Here is a 1026-nt window from a genome sequence, read left to right as displayed (position 1 = left end):
CCGCCGAGCCGGTCGAGCCGGCCCCCGTCGAGCGGCCCGACCGGCTGCGGCGCGCCTACCGCCCGCTGCTGCTCGCGACCCTGCGCCGCCCGTGGCTCGTGCTCGTCGGCGCGGCGGCGATCCTCGGGGCGAGCGGCGCGGCGCTGCCGCTCCTCGCGACGAACTTCCTCGGGGACGACGGCCAGACCACCGTGCAGGTGACGCAGGAGCTCGAGCCGGGCGCGTCGCTCGACGCGCAGCTCGCCGCGGCCGAGGCGCTGTCGGCGGACCTGCAGGCGCTCGAGGGCGTCGAGACCGTGTCGGCGACCGTCTCGAGCGGCGCGAGGCAGTTCGCCGCCTTCACCGGCGGCGGCGGGAGCGGAGCGATCACCTACGGCGTGATCGCCGCCGAGGGCACCGACATGCGGGCGCTGCGCGAGCGCGTGCTCGAGATCGGGGACGCGGCCGAGGGCGAGGTGCTCGTGGGCTCGTCCGCCGGGCTCGGCGGCAGCGACATCGAGATCGAGGTGCAGGCGCCGACCGTCGACGCGCTCGAGCCGGCCACCGCATCCGTCGCCGACGCCGTCGCGGGGCTCGAGGGCGTCGCGCAGGTCACCGACTCGCTCCAGGGCGCGCAGCCGCTCGTGCAGGTCGCGGTCGACCGCGAGCTCGCCGCGAGCCTCGGCCTCAGCGAGGCGGCGGTGTCGGGGCTCGTCGCGCAGGCGATGCAGCCCACGCCCGTCGGCGAGATCCAGCTCGAGGGCGCGCTCGTGCGCATCTGGCTCGACGCGATCGCGCCCGCCGCGACGCTCGACGAGCTGCGCGCGCTCGAGCTGCCGACCCCGGCGGGGCCGCTCGCGCTCGCCGACGTCGCCGAGGTCACCGAGATCGAGGGCCCGGTGTCGATCTCGACGAGCGACGGCGCGCGCACCGCGACCGTGACGGTCACGCCCGAGGCGGCCGACGTCGGCGGCGTCTCGGCCGGCGTCGCGCGCGCGCTCGAGGGGCTCGAGCTCGCCGGCGGGGCGGCGGGCGCGGGCGGGGGGG

General features: G+C 78.6%; 1 protein-coding gene. It reads left to right on the top strand.

Annotated features, from left to right (window positions below; all coding sequences use genetic code 11):
• Positions 1 to 1026, top strand: a 1026-nt coding sequence (locus NWP09_RS12970) for an efflux RND transporter permease subunit (RefSeq protein ID WP_258275907.1), incomplete at both ends; no start/stop codon positions are given.

The organism is Agrococcus sp. HG114, from assembly GCF_024723325.1.
Taxonomy (GTDB): Bacteria; Actinomycetota; Actinomycetes; order Actinomycetales; family Microbacteriaceae; genus Agrococcus.
Note: the sequence above shows the minus strand (reverse complement) of the source record. Positions and strands in the feature narration are given on the sequence as shown.